16 protein-coding genes and 1 pseudogene are annotated in these 15,463 nt (G+C 39.3%); 5 read left to right on the top strand and 12 right to left on the bottom strand.

Annotated elements, in window-relative coordinates:
- Nucleotides 1–72: 72 nt before the first annotated feature.
- From IGK61_RS09400 to IGK61_RS09425, 6 genes and pseudogenes are all read right to left on the bottom strand, one after another.
- Nucleotides 73–318 (bottom strand): annotated as a pseudogene (locus IGK61_RS09400) (metal-sulfur cluster assembly factor); the annotation flags it as partial.
- A 612-nt stretch (nt 319–930) separates the two neighbouring features.
- On the bottom strand, nt 931–1,125 hold the full coding sequence (locus IGK61_RS09405) for a hypothetical protein (protein ID WP_074535278.1): 195 nt from the start codon (nt 1,123–1,125) through the stop codon (nt 931–933).
- Complete coding sequence (locus IGK61_RS09410; protein WP_074535277.1) at nt 1,097–2,140, bottom strand: hypothetical protein; 1,044 nt, start codon at nt 2,138–2,140, stop codon at nt 1,097–1,099. The genes IGK61_RS09405 and IGK61_RS09410 overlap by 29 nt, the downstream gene beginning before the upstream one ends.
- Nucleotides 2,141–2,537: 397 nt before the next feature.
- The gene (locus IGK61_RS09415; protein WP_015509816.1) at nt 2,538–2,855 is read right to left on the bottom strand and encodes a DUF2500 domain-containing protein; all 318 of its coding nucleotides are present in this window, start codon (nt 2,853–2,855) and stop codon (nt 2,538–2,540) included.
- A gap of 757 nt (nt 2,856–3,612) precedes the next feature.
- Nucleotides 3,613–3,942 carry a metal-sulfur cluster assembly factor gene (locus tag IGK61_RS09420; RefSeq protein WP_005231940.1) on the bottom strand — a complete coding sequence of 110 codons (330 nt, stop codon included), beginning with the start codon at nt 3,940–3,942 and terminating at the stop codon, nt 3,613–3,615.
- A gap of 74 nt (nt 3,943–4,016) precedes the next feature.
- Nucleotides 4,017–4,952, bottom strand: a complete 936-nt coding sequence (locus IGK61_RS09425; protein WP_005230189.1) for a YitT family protein — start codon at nt 4,950–4,952, stop codon at nt 4,017–4,019.
- Between the two features lie 153 nt (nt 4,953–5,105).
- On the opposite strand from IGK61_RS09425, the gene IGK61_RS09430 reads away from it, so the two are divergent.
- Entirely contained in the window at nt 5,106–5,597 is a 492-nt protein-coding gene (locus IGK61_RS09430) for a YajQ family cyclic di-GMP-binding protein (protein WP_005230187.1), read from the top strand.
- A 91-nt stretch (nt 5,598–5,688) separates the two neighbouring features.
- On the opposite strand, the gene IGK61_RS09435 is transcribed toward IGK61_RS09430, so the two are convergent.
- From IGK61_RS09435 to IGK61_RS09445, 3 genes are all read right to left on the bottom strand, one after another.
- A complete protein-coding gene (locus IGK61_RS09435; protein WP_438844814.1) occupies nt 5,689–8,193 on the bottom strand; it encodes an ATP-dependent DNA helicase in 2,505 nt (834 codons plus the stop codon).
- A 257-nt stretch (nt 8,194–8,450) separates the two neighbouring features.
- Nucleotides 8,451–8,987 (bottom strand): hypothetical protein, encoded by a 537-nt coding sequence (locus IGK61_RS09440; protein WP_074535275.1) that lies wholly within the window; start codon nt 8,985–8,987, stop codon nt 8,451–8,453.
- Nucleotides 8,988–9,267: 280 nt separating this feature from the next.
- Nucleotides 9,268–9,681, bottom strand: coding sequence for a GNAT family N-acetyltransferase (locus IGK61_RS09445; protein ID WP_254777437.1), 414 nt, complete (start codon nt 9,679–9,681; stop codon nt 9,268–9,270).
- Between the two features lie 98 nt (nt 9,682–9,779).
- Between IGK61_RS09445 and IGK61_RS09450 the strand changes: the two genes are divergently transcribed.
- The 3 genes from IGK61_RS09450 (at nt 9,780) to IGK61_RS09460 (ending at nt 12,120) form a co-directional block, all read left to right on the top strand.
- Nucleotides 9,780–10,400: an MBL fold metallo-hydrolase gene (locus IGK61_RS09450; RefSeq protein WP_005230178.1), complete on the top strand. Its 621-nt coding sequence runs from the start codon at nt 9,780–9,782 to the stop codon at nt 10,398–10,400.
- Between the two features lie 33 nt (nt 10,401–10,433).
- On the top strand, nt 10,434–11,138 hold the full coding sequence (locus IGK61_RS09455; protein WP_005230175.1) for a histidine phosphatase family protein: 705 nt from the start codon (nt 10,434–10,436) through the stop codon (nt 11,136–11,138).
- A 148-nt stretch (nt 11,139–11,286) separates the two neighbouring features.
- A complete protein-coding gene (locus tag IGK61_RS09460) occupies nt 11,287–12,120 on the top strand; it encodes an undecaprenyl-diphosphate phosphatase (protein WP_005230172.1) in 834 nt (277 codons plus the stop codon).
- Nucleotides 12,121–12,196: 76 nt separating this feature from the next.
- Here the strand turns inward: IGK61_RS09460 and IGK61_RS09465 are convergent, their stop codons facing one another.
- Nucleotides 12,197–12,820: a DUF47 domain-containing protein gene (locus IGK61_RS09465; protein WP_005230171.1), complete on the bottom strand. Its 624-nt coding sequence runs from the start codon at nt 12,818–12,820 to the stop codon at nt 12,197–12,199.
- Nucleotides 12,821–12,832: 12 nt separating this feature from the next.
- Entirely contained in the window at nt 12,833–13,888 is a 1,056-nt protein-coding gene (locus IGK61_RS09470) for an inorganic phosphate transporter (RefSeq protein ID WP_074535273.1), read from the bottom strand.
- 236 nt (nt 13,889–14,124) lie between these two features.
- On the opposite strand from IGK61_RS09470, the gene rpsT reads away from it, so the two are divergent.
- On the top strand, nt 14,125–14,379 hold the full coding sequence (rpsT, locus tag IGK61_RS09475; protein ID WP_005230162.1) for a 30S ribosomal protein S20: 255 nt from the start codon (nt 14,125–14,127) through the stop codon (nt 14,377–14,379).
- Nucleotides 14,380–14,431: 52 nt separating this feature from the next.
- Here the strand turns inward: rpsT and holA are convergent, their stop codons facing one another.
- Nucleotides 14,432–15,451, bottom strand: a complete 1,020-nt coding sequence (holA, locus tag IGK61_RS09480) for a DNA polymerase III subunit delta (protein ID WP_074535294.1) — start codon at nt 15,449–15,451, stop codon at nt 14,432–14,434.
- Nucleotides 15,452–15,463 lie beyond the last annotated feature (12 nt).

A 15,463-nucleotide genomic window follows, 5' to 3' on the forward strand; every position in this document is an offset into this window, starting at 1 on the left:
TCCGAAGTCCGAAAAATCGGCTTAGACTACATACTAAACGAGTGAGAAACGTTGTTAAATCAACACAAATCCTTAACGAATCCCCAAAGCAATCCGTGCGTAACGACTCATTTTATCGGTCGTCCAAGCGGGATACCAGACTAATTTTACCTCTGGATTTTTGACTTCTGGAATATCGCTTAGTGCTTCGTGTATCGATTCAGTCAATACGTCGGCTAAGGGACAGCCCATTGTTGTTGTTGTTAAGGTCATTTTGATTACGGTATTGCCTGTTTCTGCATCAAATTCGACTTCATAAACTAAGCCTAGATTGACAAGTCGATAACTAGTTCTGTACTTTCCAATTATCTTTTATAGGTGAATTATATCTTATAAAATAGCTAAATCGTCTCGTAAAAAAGGCTTGAAATACATACTAAATGAGTTTTTTCGCATCTTGTCTGTAACCTAATTGAATTTTATAAAATATAATTTCTAGAATATTTAATTGAATCAGTATCTTTTACTAGAGCCAAAACTATACTAGAAAAAAGATCTGCTTTCTGGCGCTTGTTAAATATAAGTATAAAAACAAAACTTGGATTGAACTAGCACTAGAAAAAAGAAATCTAAAAATGGATATCTAAATTTTTTCACAATTTTATTTTAATAGAGTTAACGGTCAAAATTTCTAAATAAGTCAATATTATTTTTCTAATTTTCTATAATCCTCGAATAAATCATCATAGTCATACATTCAAATAATAAGAAATGTAATCACTAACTAAGTCGCTCAATATAAGTACCCCTTTAAAATTCTAGAAAACTATTTATCTTTTTCGTTACGTTTTCTGTTAGAGAATGTACAAAAAAAGTTTTAAATAACTCACTTAACATAATATTTCGCATAATTATCTCAAAAAACAAATAAATACATCGAAAAAGAGAACCCTATAATTTCCTTTTAACAACATTATTCGCTAGAGCAGAAACACCCATGAGTATTGCGCTACCTAGAGCTGCTGTTACAATTTTCCCTTTTCCTTTCAAATCCCTATCATGTTCTATACAAAATAATGATTTTTCTGATGGTACTTCTTTCAAACATTTAGGATATTTACAAGTCTTTATTATCGATTTTTTCATTTTCAAACACCTCAATCTTATCTTTATTATATGATTCAAATATCAGTTCGATTGTATTAGATATATTGTTTGATAACTCAACTATTCTTCCGTCATTACCAATATGTCCATTGTCAAGCAACCATGCAACGGTTCTTCCATCATTGTTTTCTTTTATAAGTTCCTGTTGAATAAAGGAATGATAATTTGCTAATGTAGCGTACAAAGACTTTTGCTCCGTTAACACTGTATAAGCTATCAGATTTAATTGAACACAAGAGTTTAAATATCCTAAAGAATTCTGCAATAATTCATCAATTCTTTTAGCATCTCTCGATTTTAGTTTGGTATCTATTAGTGCTAGAACATCCTCATGAATAGAATACATTAATTTACCAACTGTCTCATTACTTAGTTTGATTGCTCCTAATAATAATTCATATTTAATTGATTCATTTTCGGATGCCATCCCCTCTATTACTAATTGTCTTGCAGAGAAAAAGCCAGCAAATCTATCGTTATATTGCCCTTTTTCTATACGTTGAATATTACGGTTTAATACTTCAATCTGTTCAGATAACGAAGCTAGTTGCCCTTGGATAGCTGACAATTCTGGTAGTATCCCTAAGTCCTTCACTACTTTTTTATCGATAGTTAGAAAGCTTTTATTTTTCCCAGTCAACGTATCTTTTATAACCGCATAAGTTTCACCCGTTTTCTTTCTCACTCCAAGTGACCATTCTCCCGAAGCCAATTTCTCTTTAGCAATATCTGATAAATTTGCTACATATTCTTTCTCGCTTTGATTAGATAACTTATTGACTAAGCTAATTTTTGAAACACTCGAAAATAAATCAGCTCTTAATGTTTTGTTCGACATTACTTTCTCTCTAATATTTTGATTAATTGATTGAGATGCTAGCTTTTGTAGAGGCAATAATGAAAATGCATTAAAATCGTATCTATACAAACTATAATCAGTTACATTTATTGATAGTATTCTTTCATTTGGTAAATCAATTTCGAAATTATCCACAGTAGTATCCCCCAAATAAAAATATGTTTACTAACGTTTTAAACTTTTTATTTAAATTATACCTTTTCTAAAATATTTCTAGGATGCTTTATAGTTTTTTTCAAATTCATCCCTTGTAAAAAATAGACAACCTAGAGTTAAAAAAGTTTTTTTATCTTTTTCATTTTTTCACAAACGTTTAATTAATGATGATCAATAGATTCTGATTCCAAATTCATTAAAATTTGAGTACTTTTTATTAATTTGTAGGAATCGTACTCATGCTTTCTTTTAAAAGAATTTTAAATATGTCAAAGTTTTAAAGATTCTTTGATATGAAATAAAAACAAGAAATAACGTTCCCAATTTTAAAGTAAACAACTACAAATTTTATCTTTAGTGACAACTCTAATATTATTTACCTATCAAGTGAATTAAACCTTTTTCTTTGATACCTCAACACTCCAGTATCTCCGATGACGTATAATTTGTATTTTCCATACCCTACTTTAAATTCTAATCTTTCGCCACTTGCGATTTCAAATAAAAGATAATAGGTAATGGATTGATTCGTAAAGCCGTTTGCAGCAATATTCGTGCTACTAGTCATTCGTTTGTCTACTAGCGTGGCAAGTACTGCCACTTCTGGCGTAGATTGATCCTTTAAGAATTCGACAATATGATATAAGATAACTGCGACGAAAATAAAAGCAAATAAAGTAAATAGAAAATCCACAAAACACACTCCTTTTTTGTTTTTATGATCAAGGGAATCAACCAAATCATTTTTACAACTTAACTATAATTATACATTAATTCAATTAATTAATCTCGAATCTCTAATAAAAATATGTAACTCGCTAAATGATTGACCGAAACTGTAGTTTGGCTATCGTTTTCCTATATGTATGGTTGCATAGAACACATTTGTATATTTGTTAACCAAGAGTCAGTTGCTAGGATGAAATCACATGACCTTTGAAAAAACATTCCTAGAATCATCCTTCTTCATTCTACATTGACTCCTTAAGGAAAATTCATCGTATCCCAAAGTCTCTGACTAAATTCAGTAACTTTTCTTTAGACATGTTTTCTGGGATGCACCTTAAGGTTATCAATGTGGATGAATAAGAATTTATTCTGTGCTCTTTTTTTGTCAAAATGATCGAAGGTTTATAGAAAGTATTACTATTTCGGCAAAGTTAAATACTAACTCACTTTGAGTTGTCATATGAATGGAAAATACGTTGAGCTTTCAGGTTTAAAAATATATGATTTTCTTTAATGCTTTTAGTAAAAAAGTATAACTTTTTCACCAAGTAACTGTTTATTTAAGAAAGTATTCTAAAAAAAAACTCTTCTACCAACTTTTTCAAAGTTAATAAAAGAGTTCTGTGTTTATATCCTCATTTTGCCAACTGTCCGACACCTAAGAAAACAGCTTGTTCCATCTAGTTAACAAATATGAAACAACTTTCTATGATTGAAAATCCTTAACGAATCCCCAAAGCAATCCGTGCATAACGACTCATTTTATCGGTCGTCCAAGCGGGATACCAGACTAATTTCACCTCTGGATTTTTGACTTCTGGAATATCGCTTAGTGCTTCGTGTATCGATTCAGTCAATACGTCGGCTAAGGGACAGCCCATTGTTGTTAAGGTCATTTTGATTACGGTATTGCCTGTTTCTGCATCAAATTCGACTTCATAAACTAAGCCTAGATTCACTATATCAATCCCCAACTCAGGGTCAATCACGGTTTCCAAGGCAGCCAAGACACGCTCTTTGATTGCTTCTGCTTCTACTTCAGTATATGCCACGGTTGAAGACCTCCTTTAATTCTTGTTTCAAATAATACCTTCTTTTGCAAGATTTGTAAATGGACGATCCTTGATTATGGCCGGCTTTTCTTGTGTATTTTCAGTTCTGGGAAGACCCCTGTCGTTTTAAAGGTCCGTTGTTCATCATCTGTCGCAAAACGGCCTGTAATCGATTGGGTCGGCACAAAATTAATAAACGCATTGCCGTCAGCTTCTAAAACGGCTTGTTCTAAATCGTAGATCTCGTAGCGCGTCACGACCATCATGATCATATTGCCAGGTACGCCTGAATACCCTCCGACTGAGGGGAACAAAGTCATGCCGCGAAACACATGCTTAGAAATATTTTTCCCAACAGCTTCCGCATTGGTCGTAATAATCATTGCCGTTACCTTTTGATGACTTGTGTGCAGCATGTCCACAACGTAGCTCATTGCGAAAATCGAAATGATCGTGTACAACGCACTTTCCCAAGAAAAGACGAAACCTGAGACCATGACAATGATGCCGTTTAAAATAAACATATATTTACCGACCGTTTTTCCAGTCGTTTTTGATAATATCAACGAAAGGATGTCCATTCCGCCGGTGGTAAAACCCATTTTCAGTGAAAACGCAACGCCGACGCCTAACAGTACGCCACCTAGCAAAGCGTTAACCAAAATATTGTCAGTGATCGCTCCTTGCGGAAGGATCATCGTTAAGACGGAAACGACAACGACATTGATAAAGCTCAATAGTGTCGATGATTTCCCGAGTTTGATGAACCCGAGAACAAAGATAGGCAAGTTTAAGAGGAAAATAAACAGCCCTGTACTAAGGTGAACGCCAAAATGTTCCAAGGCAAGTGCCACGATCAATTGGGCGACCCCGTTCATCCCAGCAGAAAGAACGTTTGCGGGAATCAAAAAGAAATTTAAAGCAATGGCTGCAGTGATACCTGACAGCAAAATAACCCCTATTTTTTTCAATCGTTCTGATTGTTCGTGCTTCGTTAATAACTTACTCACAATGATCTAGCTCCTTCACTAAAAATCTCCTTCCAAAGAATAGCAGTTTGTGTGAAAAAATGAAACAATTATTTGCAAAAATTTACTTTTCATTCCCGCATCGTTCGCCTCCATGTTAAAATCATAGGTAAGAGATGAGAGGAGTGATTGATTTTGGCAAAAGAAGCAAGTTTTGATGTCGTATCTGAGATCAACACAGAAGAAGTGAAAAACGCCATTCAACAGGCGGAAAAAGAATTGAAAAACCGATTTGATTTTAAAGGCTCCACGGTAGAAATCAAGATGACTGAGGGCAAACTGACGATCGTTGGAGATGACGAATTTAAGTTGGAGCAAATCAAAGATGTGCTCTTTGCGAAGCTGATCAAACGGAATGTACCAACGAAAAATATTCAATTTGGCGAAACGGAGCATGCCTTGGGGGCAAAAGCTCGTCAAACGGCAGAATTGATCAATGGCATCGATAAAGAAAACGCAAAAAAAATAACGACAGCGATCAAAAACGCCAAGCTAAAAGTTAAAACCCAAATTCAAGACAATCAAATTCGGGTAACAGGCAAAAGTCGTGACGATCTGCAAGAGGTGATCCAATTGTTGCGTAAACTGCCCCTGACGATCGATTTACAATTTACAAATTATCGCTAATCAAAAAAACTAGAACAGAGTCTAACGTGATGGTTAGGCAAAATCAGCTTTATCTACTGATTTTGCGCAACCGCTCTTGAAAGCTCTGCTTCTAGTTTTTTTCTTGCCAAAAATGAGTCAATGCCTTTGATAACTCTTGCGACCGACGAATCTGCAAGGCATGCTGCCAATGTAGTGGGAAAAGTTCTTGGTAACGCGGTGTCCGAAAGCGCTGATCCAGCAATAACACCACGCCACGATCGCTGACATCCCGAATCACTCGACCGGCTGCTTGCAGGACTTTATTCATCCCTGGCAGCTGATAGGCATACGCAAAGCCAGCTGCCTTTTTCTCATCGTAATATTCCCGAATCAATTCTTGCTCGTGATTGATTTGCGGCAGTCCGACTCCTACCACTGCTGCACCGATCAAGCGATCGCCTTTTAGGTCGATCCCTTCAGAAAAAATTCCTCCAAGGACACAAAATGCCACCAATGTTTTTGGTTGACTCTTTGGTTCGTCTTGACTTTTATCCACCAAGGATGATTGTTGCGGGTCAAAAGATTGAAACTGCGCAAGAAACGCCTCGCGCTCTGCTTCGTTCATAGCAGTCCCCTGAATCAAGACCTCCACCTTTGGCGCCTGTTGAGAAAATGCTGCCGCCACATCATCCAAGTAACGATAAGATGGGAAAAAGACCATATAGTTTCCCGCTTTCGCTGCCGTCATTTGCTGGATCGCATCAACGATCGCAGGAATGCTGGCTTCACGTTGGCGATACGTCGTTTGGATATAGTCCGCAATAAAAATCCCCTGATTTTTCGGATCAAAAGGACTTGGCAAGCGATAGCGCAAAGCTTCATCACCGCCACCTAATACTTCTTGATAATACGACAAAGGGGTAAAGCTCGCAGAAAACAACAGGCTGGCGTTGCCCTTATCTAACACGGATTCCAAAAACGGCGCTGGTTCGATGCAAAATTGCCGTAGTTTGATATCATAGCGGTCGATCTCCACCGTCGTTTCGTAGTGATCATCATAAAATTCACTGATCTTCAAATAATGGTTAGCTTCAAAATACACTTGCAGCACTTCTTCTTGCAATTCATGCTCAGGATTTGCCGGCAACCATTCCTTCATCAATTCAGCTAATTTGTATAGCTGATTGACCATTGTTTCATGGGGAGCTGCTTGATGGTGGTATGACCATCCTTCCTCTTTTGCTAATTGAGCTAAAGCCGCAAATTCTTTATCAACTCTGTTTAGTGCGCGTTTTAATTTCTGTTGATCCTTCGGCAGCTTCTTCTTTAATTCCTTAAATGGTTGTCGGGAGATCGTTGCGGAATACATTTCTTTCGAACGATTAACTAAGTTATGGGCTTCATCCACTAAAAAGAAATACTCTTCGTCTGGCTCTTCAAAAAATCTCCGTAAATAAACGGTTGGATCAAACAAATAATTATAATCACCAATAATGACATCGCAAAAGACACTGACATCCAGTGAAAGCTCAAAGGGACAAACCGTATGCTTCATTCCATAAGTCTCGATCACTTCTCGAGTTATTTGGTTTTCGTGATGCAACAGATCCCACAAAGCTTCGTTGATTCGATTGTAATAGCCTTGTGCATAAGGACAATGCTCTGGCGTACAGTTTCGTTCATCTAGAAAGCAAATTTTATCTTTGGCAGTGATCGTGACACTCTTGGTTTCACTACCGTTGTCTGCTAACTTGCTCAACGCATCTTCAGCCACTTGTCTGGTGATCGTCTTCGCCGTCAGATAAAAGACCCGATCTGCCCCTTCTTCCCCGAGAACTTTTAATGCGGGAAACAGCGTTGACATGGTTTTTCCAGTTCCCGTTGGCGCTTCCGCAAAAAGTCGCTTGCCATTTTTTAGTGTTTTATACGCCGCTGCTGCTAACTCTCGCTGCCCTTTGCGAAAGGTTTCAAAGGGAAAAGACAGCAGCTGCAAAGACGTATTGCGGACACGGCGCCAATTCTCTTGAAAAACTAACCATTTATGATATTCCTGAAGTAATTCTTCATAAAAAACAGCTAATTCTGAGAACTGAAATGTTCTTCTCGTACGGGTGGTCAGCTTTTCAGTGGTTTGATAATAAGTCAATTGTACGGCGATCCGATCGATGGGTCTCCTCGGATCATTTTCTCCATCAGCAGTAGCTTCTGCTTCTGCTTCTGCTTCTGGTTTCTCTTGTTTTTCACTGTCATTAAGCGCTGCTTGTTCATTTTCTTGTAGTAAAAACAAATAAGCATAAACCATTCCCTGGGCAAAAAACAAATCGATTTGATCTTCAGGGATATCTTCGAAAGCTGGTTCTGAAGTTTTGATCTCATCGATCACCCAAGAATTAACAGCTGCATCAAAAAAGAGACCATCGGCACGTCCTTCGACAGTGATCGAATCTTTCTCAATTTGGCTTTCTCGTTTGAAAAAGACTTCTTTTTGATACGCATCCCCAGCCTCTTTTTGTAGTTGGCGATGGATACGGGCGCCTTCTTGTGCGGTATGATTACTGACTTTGCGGCTATCAATATCGCCTCTGCGCAAAATAAATTCTACGATTTTTCTAACCGCAACTTTTCCTTTATACACGTGTTCACCTTCTCGTTTGCCATTATAGCGGATAGATCACTTTTGGAAAAGCGAACAGAAACAGCTTTTCATCCTCTGCGGAGAGTATCCTATCCAAACAGGTTTGATCTCTAAAAAAACCACTTGCGGCAAAATGCCTTCTCATCAAGAAATCAACGCCATTTCCACTTCCAGAGAATGGGTTTGACGAAAGGTTACCAAAAAAACCTACTCTACTCACCTAAGCAAGTAAAGCAGGAATATTTTTTTAAGAAAATTTATTGATCGACCTGAATGTCATAGCTAACACCATTTTGATCATAGGCCTTCTGATTATGGGGATCTAAGGTGAACTCAAAGGTTCGCCCATCTGCCATGATCGTCAAACGTTTTCCTTCGACGATGTATGAGGCATCTTGATAGGTGATCTCATAAATTTGATAAGGATCGTTGGACAACTGTACCTCTGAATGGGAAAAATGACGCTGAAAATCACTTTCGATTTGTCCTTTATACAAGGCAACATCACTAGAGCTGGCTGAACTATCTTCTAAGTCTGCCATCGGCAAATACTGCTTAACGATCGTCAACTCATTCTCATGGAAATCATAAACCCCTTGGCTTTGCGGAAAGATGACACTCTCATCTTGGATCAACATCAAATCAAGGTCGCCATTTTCAACCGCTTTTGAGGCGGAAGTAACGGTTTCAGAAACTTCTTTCGAATCATCGATGGATAGCTCTTCCTCACCACAGCTCGCTAAAAGAAGCACAGCAAAGCATACAGTGAAAAAGAATTGGAGCGATTTTTTCATAAAAAACACCTTCTTACAAAAAGTTGATGTATACCAATCAAAACGAACACAAGGTCCTGAACACTTACTTTCCCCGAACTTAGTCACGACGAAGGTTTCTGCTGCAGGAAAAAATTAGACCAGTTTCAGACGAAACACGCGCTTTCTTATTTTAATTAGTATAACAGCAGTTTTTTGCTAATGCGGTTTCTTAGAAAAATTTTCGAATTCCCACAATAATTCTGAGCTTTTCTCTCATCAAACTATTGGTTAGCCTTATCCCCCGCCTGCCAAAGGGTGGTCACAGCATCTTCACGAAATAAAGCCTATCCGTGCCAAGTACAGGTGTGTCAGAAAGCACAGCAAATTGTTCGAAGCCGACTGCTTGATAGAACTGTGGCGCTTGGTAGTCTTGGGTGGTAACTGTCACGGAACGACACCCCGCTTTTTTACCGTGATCGAAAAGTGCTTGCATTAATTGTTTCCCCACCCCTTGATTCTGATGGTTTGGATCAACTGCAAACAATTGAATATGAATCGTATTACCTGTCCGTTTCCCAATCAACCCACCAAGTTGATCGTGATTGTCAAAAAATGCAAATGAAAGCTGCTCTTGATCGGAAAAGGCACTCACTGCCTCTGTTTTTTTCGTTGAATAATTGAGCCATTGACAGATCGCCTGACGATTGTCTTCTGTGTTCATCGTTTCTATCATTAATTTTTCACTCCTAAAAACCTTTCTTTGTTTCCTCTTATACTTTAAGCTATACTTATAGTCAGACACAAGTATTTGTGATCCTAGGAGGTTTTAGCATGAAAATCATTGGTTTAGTGACAGGACCCGTTCAAGAAAATTGTTACCTTATTTGGAAAGAAGATTTTTTGTTGATTATTGATCCTGGAGCAGAAGCAGCGAGATTGATCGCTGAGATCGAAAAAACAGGCGCAAAACCAGCAGCGATTTTATTGACTCACACTCATTATGACCATATCGGCGCAGTTGACCATTTGCGGGATTATTATCAGATCCCCGTTTACGTTAGTCCACTTGAGCAAGAATGGCTAAGTGATCCTATGAAAAACCTTTCTGGTCGTCATCCTGAATTAGGAACCATCACCGCACGTCCAGCAGAATTCGAGCTAGAATTGAAAGAGTACGAGATAGCTGGCATGTCCTTTAAGGTTGTTGCAACCCCAGGTCATTCCATCGGCAGCGTCAGTTTTATTTTTGACAAGTTTGTCGTTTCTGGAGACGCCTTATTTAAAGGCAGCATCGGTCGGACCGATCTACCAACTGGCAACCTTGAGCAATTGCTGACCAGCATCCAAACGCAACTTTTTGTTTTACCGAATCAGATGGCCGTTTATCCTGGCCACGGGGAACCAACAACGATCGAGATTGAGAAACGGACCAATCCGTTTTTTAACGCATAAACGAATTACGAACCAAAGGAGGAATTACTACTCATGGCAAAAACGGAATTGTATGTCGTGCGTCACGGAAAAACCATGTTCAACACATTGCAGCGTGTACAAGGCTGGTGCGACACCCCATTGACTCGTACTGGTGAACAAGGCATCCATTATTTAGGACTCGGGTTACGAGATGTGGATTTTGTGGAAGCAGTATCCAGTGACAGCGGCCGCGCAATCGAAACGATGCGTCTGATACTGGGTGAACATGTCAGAGGACCAGAGATCCCTTATCATATCGACAAACGGATTCGTGAATGGTGCTTTGGCTCACTTGAAGGTGCCTATGATGCAGAAATGTGGGGCGTTCTGCCACGGATTCTTGATTTTCCTGATTACGATGATATGATTGCCAATCATGTCTCGTTTGAGGCGATCGCCAATGCGATCTATCACGCAGATACAGCCAATTGGGCGGAAACCTTTGATGTGTTGACCGAACGTGTCAAAACAGGGTTTGAAGATATCGCCTACCGCGTTGAGAAAAAAGGCGGCGGCAATGCGCTAGTTGTGTCTCACGGCTTAACGATCGCTTTTCTTTTGCATCTGATCAATGATGAGAACAATGTTCGCATGGATATTGAAAATGGCTCGGTCACTCGACTGATCTACGAAGATGGCAGCTTTACGATTGCTGAAGTGGGCAATACCGATTACATCAAAAAAGGCTTAGCACTCTCTCAAGAACTTTTATCCTAAGAGAAACCTTTGGCAGTTGATCAATTTCTTTAAGAAAGGAGCAGTTTTTGTTTTAAAAACTGCCCCCTTTTTTTAGGAAAAAGATTGGTATTCGAATCAGGAAACGGTATACTAAGAGTTGTATTTTGTCATAGAAAGGACTGAACCAATGTTTTTTACAAATTTCATAAAAGCGATTTTATTTGGGATCATTGAAGGGATCACGGAATGGCTGCCAATCAGCAGCACGGGTCACTTGATTCTAGCCGACGAATTTATCGGATTGAATGTAACTCCCGAGTTTATGACGATGTTCAATGTTGTCATACAACTGGGTGCGATTTTAGCAGTCGTCTACTTATATTTCCATAAACTAAACCCTTTTTCACCGCAGAAAAATGAGTTAGAGAAAAAAGATACATGGACGTTATGGTTTAAAGTCGTCGTGGCGGTCTTGCCATCGGTTATTATCGGATTACCGTTAGATGATTGGTTAGATGCGCACTTCTACAACTTTTTCTCCGTTTCGATCGTCTTGATCGTTTATGGGATCGGCTTTATCGTGGTAGAAAAACGCAACAAAAATAAAGCACCAAAATGTACCGATTTGAACAAGTTCACCTACAAAGCGGCATTGATTGTCGGCATGTTCCAGGTATTGGCATTGATCCCAGGAACTTCTCGTTCTGGTGCTACTATCTTAGGTGCTATCATGATCGGCGCTTCTCGTTATGTTGCTGCTGAATTTTCATTTTTCTTAGGTATTCCCACCATGTTTGGTGCCAGTGCCTTGAAAATCTTCAAGTTTTTGAAAGATGGCAATGCCTTTGATTTCCAAGGAACCGTCATCTTATTGACAGGAACCATCGTGTCATTCATCGTTTCGATCATCGCGATCCGTTTCTTGATGAACTACATCAAACGGAATGATTTTACCGTATTTGGATGGTATCGCATCGTTTTAGGAATCATTTTGATCGGCTATTGGCTGATCCAATTATAAGCAAAAAGAGCAACTCTTGCGCAGGTAACTGCCACAAGAGTTGCTCTTTTTTTTCGTTTGAAAGCTCTCTAGTTCCTCACGTGTTTTTGATCACCATACCATCGATGATATCAACCGCACTTTCGGTGTCGTTGATAATCGATTCAAAGCGATCATAAATATCTTTCCATTTAATGATTTCCAGCACTTCTTTTTCATCCGTAAACAACGCTTTTTTCATTTTTGAATACAAAAGATCTGCTTCTGATTCAATCGTATTTACATCGTTGATCATTTGACGCAATGTTTTTGAATTTTTGAACTTCGGAAACTCTTTTAAGGCCGTTTCAACGCCTTGTGTCGCTTGAACGATCATTTCAGCAAATAAGTTCGTCTCAGGGCGGATCTTCGTAATGACCAAATTCTCAAATAAATATGTCAGTCCCATAATGCCATCCAAAATATCATCTAAGCGCTCAGAGATGACCAGGATGTCTTCGCGATCGATCGGTGTGATAAATGAGTCGTACAACTCATTCGTTAGCTCAGCGATCACCTGATCACCTTCCTTTTCTAATCCATGAATCTCAGCTGCCGCTTCACTTAACGCTGTTTCAGAGTAATCATTGATCAACAGCGAAAAACGTTTCGCAGCTAGATGGCCATTTGTTGCCAACTGCTCCATTGCCGCAAAATAATCAAATCCTTTTTTTCGTGCCATTACTTTCTCTCCTCACAAAATTAGCAATAAAATTTTCACCATTAGAAACGCAATCAACCCACAACCAGGAAACGTTAAAATCCAAGCATAGATCATTTCTTTAACGAGGCGCCAATCAACGCTAGAAAAACGTCGAGAAGCCCCTACCCCCATGATGGCAGTCGTTTTTGTATGGGTCGTTGAAACTGGGATACCAAATACGGAAGACAAGAACAAACAGATCGCAGCGGTAACATCTGCAGAAAAGCCCTGGTATTTTTCCAGTTTTACCATATCCATCCCTACTGATTTGATGATTTTCATCCCACCGACAGAAGTACCGATCCCCATGGTCAAGGAACAAAGAACCATCACCCAGAGTGGGATCGAAAAGCCATTGCCGGTCTTTTCAGCAAGATTGTTGTAGAAAAGCCCTAACATGAAGACACCCATAAATTTTTGGCCATCTTGTGCACCATGTAAGAACGCATTGGCACCAGCCGCAATGGCTTGACCAACTGTAAAAATTTTGTTGGCTTTTCGCCGTTGGGTATCGCGAAAGAGCCATACGATCAGTTTCGTGATCAGAAAGCCGCCAATGAAGCCCATCAACGTAGAAACGACAAGACCGATCAAAACTTTCAGCCACTCCTCGCCATTGACTGCATGTAACCCACCAAGGGCCATGGCTGCACCAGTCAGTCCTGCGATCAACGCGTGGGATTCACTAGTTGGGATCCCAAAATACCAAGCTGCGACCGTCCAAACAACAATTGAAAACAAGGCAGCGGCTAATGCGATCTGTGAGACCCGAAAACTCCCGCCTGAATCAAAAGTCACAATGTTGCTGATGGTTTCTGCAACTTGCGCATTAAAATACGTCATCACTAGCACACCTAAGAAATTCATGACGACTGCCATGCCAATGGCGATATTCGGGCGTAAGACTCTCGTGGAGACAGCGGTTGCAATAGCATTCGGCGCATCCGTCCAGCCGTTGACGAAAATCACCCCTAATGACAACACAATCGTTAGAAACAAAGCGATATTCACATAGATTCCCCCATTTAAAAATTCCGAAGTAATCATAGCATAGAAAGCTGTTTCTGTGTAAACTTTTTATAACTATTCAGTAAAAAATGTGTAAAGAAGCATTTTTAAAATCCATAAAGCAAAAAATAGCACGGCCAAAAAACAAATTTTTGTGTTAAGTAAAATTTCTTTACAACTTTTATTGCAATCACTCTTGGCATTAGGTATAATGACTAGTGTTGATTTATACGTTTTCTAAACGTAATTGAACTTTTTTTTCGGAGGTGAAATACATGCCAAACATTGAATCTGCAATCAAACGTGTTCGCACAAGCGAAGCGGCTAATGCTAAGAATTCATCTCAAGTAAGCACAATGCGTACAGCAATCAAAAAATTTGATCAAGCTGTTGAAGCTGGTGCTGATAACGTAGATGCGTTATATAAAGATGCTGTTAAAGCAATCGATATGGCTGAGACTAAAGGATTGATCCACAAGAACAAAGCTAGTCGCGACAAATCTCGTTTAAGTAAAAAAATTGCAAAATAAGCAAATTAAGAAAGGCGCAGCAATCGATGATTGCTGCGCCTTTCTTTTTGACTTACTGTTTGCCATGTTTTAAAACAAATAGCTGGAACAAATACTCTTTGTCCATCTGACCACTTTTTACTAAGTAATCATTTTCGATCAATTCACTATATAGTGCCGCTAATTGCTTTTCTCCAAACCCCCGAGCTTGCTGCATCGCTAACTTCACTCGGTACGGATGAATCCCCAACGTTTCTGCGATATTGGCTTGCTGGTAGCCAATTTTCATCAAAATCGCCGCCTGTAACAGCAGACGGACTTGGCTGATCAAGATAGCATTGATCTTGATCGTCTCTTCCCCTTGCAATAATAGATCGTCATACAAGCGCAACGCATCCGATACGTTCCCCTTTAAGACATCGCTGGTTAATTCAAAGACATTGTGTTCCAACGTCTTAGGGATCAACTGCAAGACGATCTCTTTCGTAATTTTATTACCATTTCCTGCATACAGCCGTAGTTTCTGTAACTCCTGCATCGCTTTTGATAGGTGCAAATCCGTTAACCGTAAAAACAAATCAAACGCCTCTCGGCTCATCTCGATGCCATCATTGGCCAACGACTGTTGGAGATACTGACGCACGTCGGCTTCTTTCATAGGTGCGACATCAATCACAACTGCGGCTTTCTTCAATTGCTTAGTAATTTTTTTCCGTTCATCTAATTTATCGACATCTGCAAAAATCACCATTACCGATGATTCCAATGGTTCTTTGATATAATTCAAAAAATCATCTAAGTCATGCTCAGGTGCATGGCTCTTTTTTTCAGCCGTTAAGAAAAATGGCCGCTCAACAAACAGTAATCGCTGATCGCCAAAAAAAGGCAACGATTGAGCTTCTTGGATCACCATATCAAGGGGATCTTTCTCCATGTCAAAGGAAGCAAAATTCAGATCATCTTTCCCAACGGAAAAACGCTCCAAAAAGGCCGTGCGAACTTGCTCTTGTAAAAACATTTCACTGCCGATGACTAGATAAATCGATTGCAACTCCTTGGTTCGAATTGCTTGCAACGCTTTTTGTAATTCCATCGTTCCCCCCGC

This window comes from Enterococcus sp. AZ063 (genome assembly GCF_051715045.1).
Classification (GTDB): domain Bacteria; phylum Bacillota; class Bacilli; order Lactobacillales; family Enterococcaceae; genus Enterococcus_D; species Enterococcus_D casseliflavus.

Bases quoted from the DNA above. Each gene is read 5' to 3' on its own strand.
- IGK61_RS09450 (WP_005230178.1), top strand. From the start codon at position 9,780: ATGAAAATCATTGGTTTAGTGACAGGACCCGTTCAAGAAAATTGTTAC.
- IGK61_RS09460 (WP_005230172.1), top strand. From the start codon at position 11,287: ATGTTTTTTACAAATTTCATAAAAGCGATTTTATTTGGGATCATTGAA.
- IGK61_RS09445 (WP_254777437.1), bottom strand. From the start codon at position 9,681: ATGATAGAAACGATGAACACAGAAGACAATCGTCAGGCGATCTGTCAA.
- rpsT (WP_005230162.1), top strand. From the start codon at position 14,125: ATGCCAAACATTGAATCTGCAATCAAACGTGTTCGCACAAGCGAAGCG.
- IGK61_RS09440 (WP_074535275.1), bottom strand. From the start codon at position 8,987: ATGAAAAAATCGCTCCAATTCTTTTTCACTGTATGCTTTGCTGTGCTT.
- IGK61_RS09455 (WP_005230175.1), top strand. From the start codon at position 10,434: ATGGCAAAAACGGAATTGTATGTCGTGCGTCACGGAAAAACCATGTTC.
- IGK61_RS09470 (WP_074535273.1), bottom strand. From the start codon at position 13,888: ATGATTACTTCGGAATTTTTAAATGGGGGAATCTATGTGAATATCGCT.
- IGK61_RS09465 (WP_005230171.1), bottom strand. From the start codon at position 12,820: ATGGCACGAAAAAAAGGATTTGATTATTTTGCGGCAATGGAGCAGTTG.
- IGK61_RS09405 (WP_074535278.1), bottom strand. From the start codon at position 1,125: ATGAAAAAATCGATAATAAAGACTTGTAAATATCCTAAATGTTTGAAA.
- holA (WP_074535294.1), bottom strand. From the start codon at position 15,451: ATGGAATTACAAAAAGCGTTGCAAGCAATTCGAACCAAGGAGTTGCAA.